5 protein-coding genes are annotated in these 6843 nt (G+C 67.8%); 4 read left to right on the top strand and 1 reads right to left on the bottom strand.

Features of this window, described 5'->3' with window-relative positions; translation table 11 throughout:
* Positions 1–26 precede the first annotated feature (26 nt).
* Positions 27–1391: a DUF1329 domain-containing protein gene (locus KAH28_RS12745; RefSeq protein ID WP_290577185.1), complete on the bottom strand. Its 1365-nt coding sequence runs from the start codon at positions 1389–1391 to the stop codon at positions 27–29.
* Between the two features lie 169 nt (positions 1392–1560).
* On the opposite strand from KAH28_RS12745, the gene KAH28_RS12740 reads away from it, so the two are divergent.
* From KAH28_RS12740 to KAH28_RS12725, 4 genes are all read left to right on the top strand, one after another.
* Positions 1561–2220, top strand: a complete 660-nt coding sequence (locus KAH28_RS12740) for a TetR/AcrR family transcriptional regulator (RefSeq protein WP_290577184.1) — start codon at positions 1561–1563, stop codon at positions 2218–2220.
* A gap of 22 nt (positions 2221–2242) precedes the next feature.
* Positions 2243–4711, top strand: a complete 2469-nt coding sequence (locus KAH28_RS12735; protein ID WP_290577182.1) for an acyl-CoA dehydrogenase — start codon at positions 2243–2245, stop codon at positions 4709–4711.
* 120 nt (positions 4712–4831) lie between these two features.
* The gene (locus KAH28_RS12730) at positions 4832–5170 is read left to right on the top strand and encodes a P-II family nitrogen regulator (protein ID WP_290577180.1); all 339 of its coding nucleotides are present in this window, start codon (positions 4832–4834) and stop codon (positions 5168–5170) included.
* 74 nt (positions 5171–5244) lie between these two features.
* Positions 5245–6837, top strand: coding sequence for a cation:proton antiporter family protein (locus KAH28_RS12725; RefSeq protein WP_366918183.1), 1593 nt, complete (start codon positions 5245–5247; stop codon positions 6835–6837).
* Positions 6838–6843 lie beyond the last annotated feature (6 nt).

Raw genomic sequence — 6843 nt, 5'->3', positions numbered from 1 at the left:
ATGAACAACCTATTGAGAGATCACACCTAGCGCGCCGCCTGCCGCGAGACGTTCGACGGGCTGAAGTAGTCGCGGTCGAACTCGCGCTCGACATTCTCGTCGTGCTCGTTGTTGAGCGCCTGCACGAGATAGCGGCCGTTCTGCAGGTCGTAGATGGTCTCGCCCACCGGCACTTCAAAGGGCTTGTCGTAGGCCAGCGCGCTGTGCGTCTCCTGGAAGCGCCAGAGCTGGTCGCGACGGTCGTAGATGTCGACCAGACGGATCTGCCAGCCGTCCTCGTCCACGTAGAACTTGCGGCGCTTGTAGATGTGCGTGGTGCCGGGCTTGGTCTCGGCATCGACCACCCAGACGCGGCGGCGCTCGTAGCGCGTCACGTCCTGATTGATGTGGCCTTCCTTGACGATGTCGTCGTAGCTCAGCTCGTCGCTGTGCAGCCGGTAGCTGTTGGCCGGAACGATCATCTCCTGCTTGCCCACCAGCTTCCAGGTGTAGCGGTCCATCGCACCATTGAAGGTATCGGTCTGGTCGTTGGTGCGCAGACCGTCCGCCGCCGTGCCGGGGTTGTCATAGCCGACATTGGGCGCACGGCGCAGACGGCGCTGGCCCGGGTTGTACTGCCAGGCGCGGCGCGGCTCCTTGACCTGGTCCATGGTCTCGTGGACCAGCGTGATGGTGCCGGCCAGCCGGGGCGGCTCGGTGACCACCTGAAGGAAGTAGATGATGATGTTCTCGAGGTCGTCGACATCGTTCTCGGGATCGTTGTACGGGAAGTACACGTCCTCGCGGATGGTGACCTGGTTGTAGCGTCCGCTCTGGGTCACGGCGAACTGGTTGTTCCAGCGCTGTACCCAGCGCCCCAGGTAGCGCACCTTGTGGTTCCAGATGACCTCGTGGCCGCTCTGCGGAATGGGGAAGGGATAGGCGTGCATGGCGCCCACCAGCGCCTCGCCGTTGCCGCCGAGCTCGGCCTCCTCGGCATTCTCGCGGCTGGCCTCGTAGATCCACTCCGGATTGGCGAAGGTCCGGCGCGTCTCGAACACCGGCATCTTGTAGGTCTCGGGATGCAGCTCGAACATCTTCTGCTGCCCCTCGGACAGCATGTCGCGGTAGCGCTCGACGTTCTCGGCAGTGATCACGAACTTGGGTTCGTCCTGCGGGAACGGATCGCAGTACCACGACCCCTCGCCCTCGTAGCAGTCGGGCACCTGCTTCAGGCCGCCTTCCCAGGCCGGAATGGAGCCATCGGTATTGCCCGCGCGGGTGGCACCCCAGGGAGTGAGATCACCGTCCTCTTCCAACCGCTCGGCCTCGTCGTCCGAGACGCCGGCGAACGTCACGGTCGGCGCCAGCATCAGCGCGAGTGCCGGGGCAACCCATAGCTTTTTCAACATCCTGCTCATCTCCAGTTCAGAGGAAGGAACGATACTTGGCCGCGATCGGCCCTGCAAAATCCGGCGAGCGCATCCATGCCACCGTCGATACTGCCGACACGACCTGAACCCGCGTTGACCATACGGGGGCGTATGCTACACTCCATACGAAAGCGTATGGAACCCCGGTATGGAACAACGCCCCGCACAAACCGCCAACGGCGAGCGCCAGAGCCTGACCGCCGACGATTGGGCGACCGCGGCACTCGATGCCATGGCCGCGGGCGGACTGGAGTCGGTGGCCATCGAGCCGCTGGCGCGCCAGCTCGGCGTCACCAAGGGCAGCTTCTACTGGCATTTCGCGAACCGCGATGCGCTGATCCGCGCCGCCCTGGAGCGCTGGGAGCGCGAGGAGACCGACGACATCATCGCCCGGGTCGGCGACGCTGCCGACCCGTACGAGCGCATCGTGCGCGTGTTCAAGTCGGCGAACGCGAGCTATCGCTCCGGCCGGCTCTATCTCGCCCTGGCTGCGGCCAGCGACCGGCCGGCGATCCAGCAGGCGGTACGGCGCGTCTCGGAGCGCCGGATGGCCTATCTGCTCGATTGCTACCGCGCGCTGGGGCTGTCGGAAGCCGATGCCCGGCGCTGGTCGACCTTCGCCTACGCCACCTTCATGGGGAACCTGCAGATCCGGCGTGACGTGCCGGAGGCGATCCCCGAGAACCAGCAGTTCAACGACTACCTGCGTCTCATGATCGAGACGCTGATACCCCGCGTGCGGAGAGAGGAGCAGCACCCTGCCGCGGCGGAGGACCGGAACGATCCGCCCCTCCAGGCCGTGGTGTGAAGGACTCACACGGAGTGACGATATGACGACCCTCATCATCGCTGTTGTTGCAATCGCCGTCGCCTGGACCCTGGCCTATACCGGCGCACCGCTGCTGGCCTGGGCCGGCGTGACCGGTGTCGCGCTGGCCGCCGGCGTGGCCACCGGCACGCTCGGGCCGGTCGGGACCGGCGTGGTCGGCGCGGTGTTCGCGCTGCTCGCCTTCTTCTGCCTTCGTCCGCTGCGCGCGGCACTGGTGACGCGCCCGATCTTCGCGGGCTTCAAGAAGGTGCTGCCCGAGATGTCCGCCACCGAGCGCGAGGCCCTGGAGGCCGGCGACGTGTGGTGGGAAGCCGAGATGTTCCGCGGCCGCCCGGACTGGAAGCAGCTGCACGACTTCCAGTGCACGCAGCTCACCGAGGACGAGCAGCGCTTCCTCAACAACGAGGTCGAGACGCTCTGCGGCATGATCGACGACTGGCAGATCGACTTCGAGACACGCGACGTGCCGGAGCCGGTGATGCAGTACATCCGTGCCAACGGTTTTCTCGCCATGCTCATTCCGAAGGAGCACGGCGGTCTCGGATTCTCGGCAGTGGCGCAGTCGACCGTGGTCACCAAGCTGGCCACCAAGTCGATCGCGGTGGCGGTCACCGTGATGGTTCCGAACTCGCTCGGTCCGGGCGAGCTGCTGGTGCACTACGGCACCCCCGAGCAGCAGAAGAAGTGGCTGCCCGGCCTGGTCTCCGGCGAGGAAATCCCGTGCTTCGGCCTCACCGGCCCCGAGGTCGGCTCGGACGCCACGGCCATGCCCGACAGCGGCGTGGTCTGCTACGGCGAGCACGAGGGCGAGCGCACCCTGGGCATCCGCCTCAACTTCTCCAAGCGCTGGATCACGCTGGCGCCCGTCGCCACGGTCGTCGGCCTCGGCTTCAAGCTCGAGGACCCCGAGGGGCTGCTGGGCGACCGCTCCAAGACCGACTACGGCATCACCTGCGCGCTGGTGCCGGCGAGCCATCCCGGCGTCGAGATCGGCCGCCGCCACTACCCCGGCTCGGCCTTCATGAACGGGCCGATCTTCGGCACTGATGTCTTCATCCCCATCGACTGGATCATCGGCGGCCCGCAGAAGGCCGGCGGCGGCTGGCGCATGCTGGCCGAATGCCTGTCGGCCGGTCGCGGCATCTCGCTGCCGGCGCTGGCGGTGGCAGCGGGGCAGACCGCCTACCGCATGACCGGCGCCTATGGCCGCATCCGCCGCCAGTTCAAGCTCGCCATCGGCAAGTTCGAGGGCGTGCAGGAGGCCAGCGGCCGCATCGCCGGCCTGACCTATACGCTGGAGTCGATGCGTCTGCTGACCGCCTCGGGCGTGGATCACTGCGCGCCGTCGGTGGTCACCGCCATCGCCAAGTACCACATGACCGAGATCATGCGGCGCGTGATCATCGATGCCATGGACATCCACGGCGGCCGCGGCGTCCAGCAGGGGCCGCGCAACTATCTGGCCGCGGGCTACAAGTCGGCGCCCATCGCCATCACCGTGGAAGGCGCCAACATCCTCACCCGCAACCTGATGATCTTCGGCCAGGGCGCGATCCGCTGCCATCCGCACGTCTTTCCCGAGATGGAAGCCGCGCGCGCCGACGACCTCGCCGCCTTCGACCGCGAGCTGTGGTCGCACGTCGGCTACTCGGTCAACCGCGGCGTGCGCGCCTTCACCCTCGGCCTCACCGGCGCCCGCCTGGCGCGCGCGCCGGAAGGCGGGCCGCTGGCCGACTACTACCGGCAGCTCGAGCGCATGAGCGCGTCGCTGGCCTTCGTGTCGGACGTCACCATGGGCATGCTGGGCGGCGACCTCAAGCGCAAGGAGCGCCTGTCGGCGCGCCTCGGCGACGTGCTGTCGCAGCTCTACATCGCCTCCGGCGTGCTCTGGTACTACCGCCACATGGGCAGCCGCGAGGACCATCTGGCGCACGCCCGCTGGGCGCTGGACAACTGCCTGGCCGAGATCCACACGGCCTTCGACGGCTTCTTCGCCAACTTCCCGAACCGCTTCGTGGGCGGTGCCATGCGCGCCATGGTGTTCCCGTTCGGGCGCCCGTACCGTGCGCCCTCGGACGCGCTCACCGGCGAGCTGGCGGACAGCCTGATGCAGCCGAGCCGGCTGCGCGACGAGCTCACTTCGCTGGTCTACGTCAACGGCGGCAGGGACGACGCCGTCGGCCGGATGGAGTACACCTTCAACCTGCTGGAGAAGGCCGAAGCGCCCTACCTGAAGTACTTCAAGGCGCTGTCGGCCGGCAGGCTCGGCGGCGACACGCCGGAAGAGAAGCTCGCCGATGCCGTGGCGCAGGGCGTGATCACCGCCGAGGAGCAGGCCCTGGTGGCGGAGTACGACGCCGCGCGCTACGACGCCATCCAGACCGACGACTTCCCGCCCGAGTACATCGCCCAGTTCGCGGTGGAGACCTCGCACGAGGACGTGGCCTCGGAGCACCGCCAGGTCGCGTGAGCCCCGTCGCACGCGCGTTGCCGAACGGCCGGCCCCTACGGGGTCGGCCGTTTTCCTTTCGGGCCGGGGCATGCGCGACCTGCTGATACACTCGGGCAAAGCCTGACCGGAATTCCGCTCATGAAAATGCTCACTGCCATCATCAAGCCCTTCAAGCTCGACGCCGTGCGCGAGGCACTGGCCGATATCGGCGTCCAGGGCATGACAGTGACGGAGGTGCGCGGCTTCGGCCGGCAGAAGGGCCACACCGAGCTCTACCGCGGCGCCGAGTACACCGTCGACCTGCTGCCCAAGATCAAGCTCGAGGTCGCGCTGCCCGAGGACATGGTGGATCGTTCCATCGAGGCCATCCAGAACGCTGCCAAGACCGGTCAGATCGGCGACGGCAAGATATTCATCAGCCCGCTCGAGCAGACCGTCCGCATCCGCACCGGCGAGACCGGCGACGGCGCGGTCTGATCGCACCCGCGCGGTGAGGGCGGCGGTGGCGCGCATCGCCGCGGACGCCCGCGCCCACGGCGAGCGTCATGGGCATTGATCCGATCGTCATCGTGGCCGCGTTCATCGGCGGCTTCGCGGCCCACGCCCTGCGGCTGCCGCCGCTGCTCGGCTTCCTGCTCGCGGGCTTCGGGCTCAACGGGCTCGGCATCGAGAGCAGCGACGGCCTCACGCTGCTGGCCGATCTCGGCGTGACGCTGCTGCTGTTCACGATCGGCCTCAAGCTCAACCTGCGCACGCTGCTCGACCGCACGGTCTGGGCATCGGCCAGCCTGCACATCGCCGCCACCACCGGCGTCTTCGCGCTGCTGCTCATGCTGCTGGCGCGCTGGCTGGCGTGGCCCATGCTGGCCGAGCTCGACGGAATACGACTGCTGCTGCTCGCATTCGCGCTGTCCTTCTCGAGCACGGTCTTCGTCGTCAAGGCGCTGGAGGATCGCAGCGAGAGCAACTCGTTCTACGGGCGCATCGCCATCGGCGTCCTGATCATGCAGGACATCTTCGCGGTGCTGTTCATGGCGGCATCCTCCGGCAAGCTGCCCAGCCCGTGGGCAGTACTGCTCCTGCTACTGGTCCCGGCGGCGCCCATGCTGCAGCGCCTCATGGACCGCGCCGGCCACGGCGAGGTGCAGGTGCTGTTCGGCATCACCTTCGCACTGGTGGTGGGCTACGCGCTGTTCGAGGCGCTGGGCATCAAGGGCGACTTCGGCGCGCTGCTGGTGGGGATGCTGCTGGCCCCGCACCCGGCGGCGGCGGCGCTGTCCCGCGCGCTCTTCAACCTCAAGGAGCTCTTCCTGGTCTGCTTCTTCATCAATCTCGGACTGGGCGCGACACCGAGCTGGGAACTGATCGGCATCGCCGCCCTGCTGCTGTTGCTGCTGCCCGTGAAGAGTCTCTTCTACCTGGCGATCTTCCTGTTCTTCCGCATGCGCGCACGCAGCAGCGTGCTGGCCACGCTCAGCCTGAGCAATTATTCCGAGTTCGGCCTCATCGTCGCCGCCGTGGCGACATCGCAGGGGCTGCTGAGCGCCGACTGGCTGACCGTGCTGTCGCTGGCGGTGGCCGCCAGCTTCGTGCTCAGCGCCCCGCTCAACAGCGTCGGCGAAACCGTGTACCGGCGCTACGGGCGCGCGCTCAAGCGCCTGGAGGCGCGCGAGCTGCACGAGCGCGACCGGCCCATCGACCTCGGCGATGCCGAGATCGTCGTGCTGGGCATGGGCCGCATCGGCCAGGGTGCCTACGATCGCTTCAGCGGCATCTTCGGCAAGCGCCTGCTGGGCGTGGACAACGTCGGCAAACGCGTGCACGCGCTGCAGGGCGCGGGCTACCGCGTCATCGAGGGCGACGCCACCGACTCCGACTTCTGGGACAAGCTGCTGGTATCACCCACGGTCCAGCTGGTGGTCCTGGCGATGCCGCATCACGCCGGCAACCTCTTCGCCATCGACCAGCTCCGCCACCGCGAGTTTCCCGGCCGGATCGCGGCCATGGTCAACTATCAGGACGAGATCGCGCCGCTCAAGGCGCGCGGCGCCGACGCGGTGTTTCATGTCTACGAAGAAGCCGGCGCCGGCCTCGCGGATCACGCCGCCGAGGAGATCGGGCTGCTGCCGCCCGGCTCGCCGTGACCGCGC

This window comes from Algiphilus sp. (assembly GCF_023145115.1).
In the GTDB taxonomy this organism is placed as follows: domain Bacteria; phylum Pseudomonadota; class Gammaproteobacteria; order Nevskiales; family Nevskiaceae; genus Algiphilus.
This window is presented reverse-complemented; position numbering and strand designations above follow the sequence as displayed.

Bases quoted from the DNA above. Each gene is read 5' to 3' on its own strand.
- KAH28_RS12745 (WP_290577185.1), bottom strand. From the start codon at position 1,391: ATGTTGAAAAAGCTATGGGTTGCCCCGGCACTCGCGCTGATGCTGGCG.
- KAH28_RS12735 (WP_290577182.1), top strand. From the start codon at position 2,243: ATGACGACCCTCATCATCGCTGTTGTTGCAATCGCCGTCGCCTGGACC.
- KAH28_RS12740 (WP_290577184.1), top strand. From the start codon at position 1,561: ATGGAACAACGCCCCGCACAAACCGCCAACGGCGAGCGCCAGAGCCTG.
- KAH28_RS12730 (WP_290577180.1), top strand. From the start codon at position 4,832: ATGAAAATGCTCACTGCCATCATCAAGCCCTTCAAGCTCGACGCCGTG.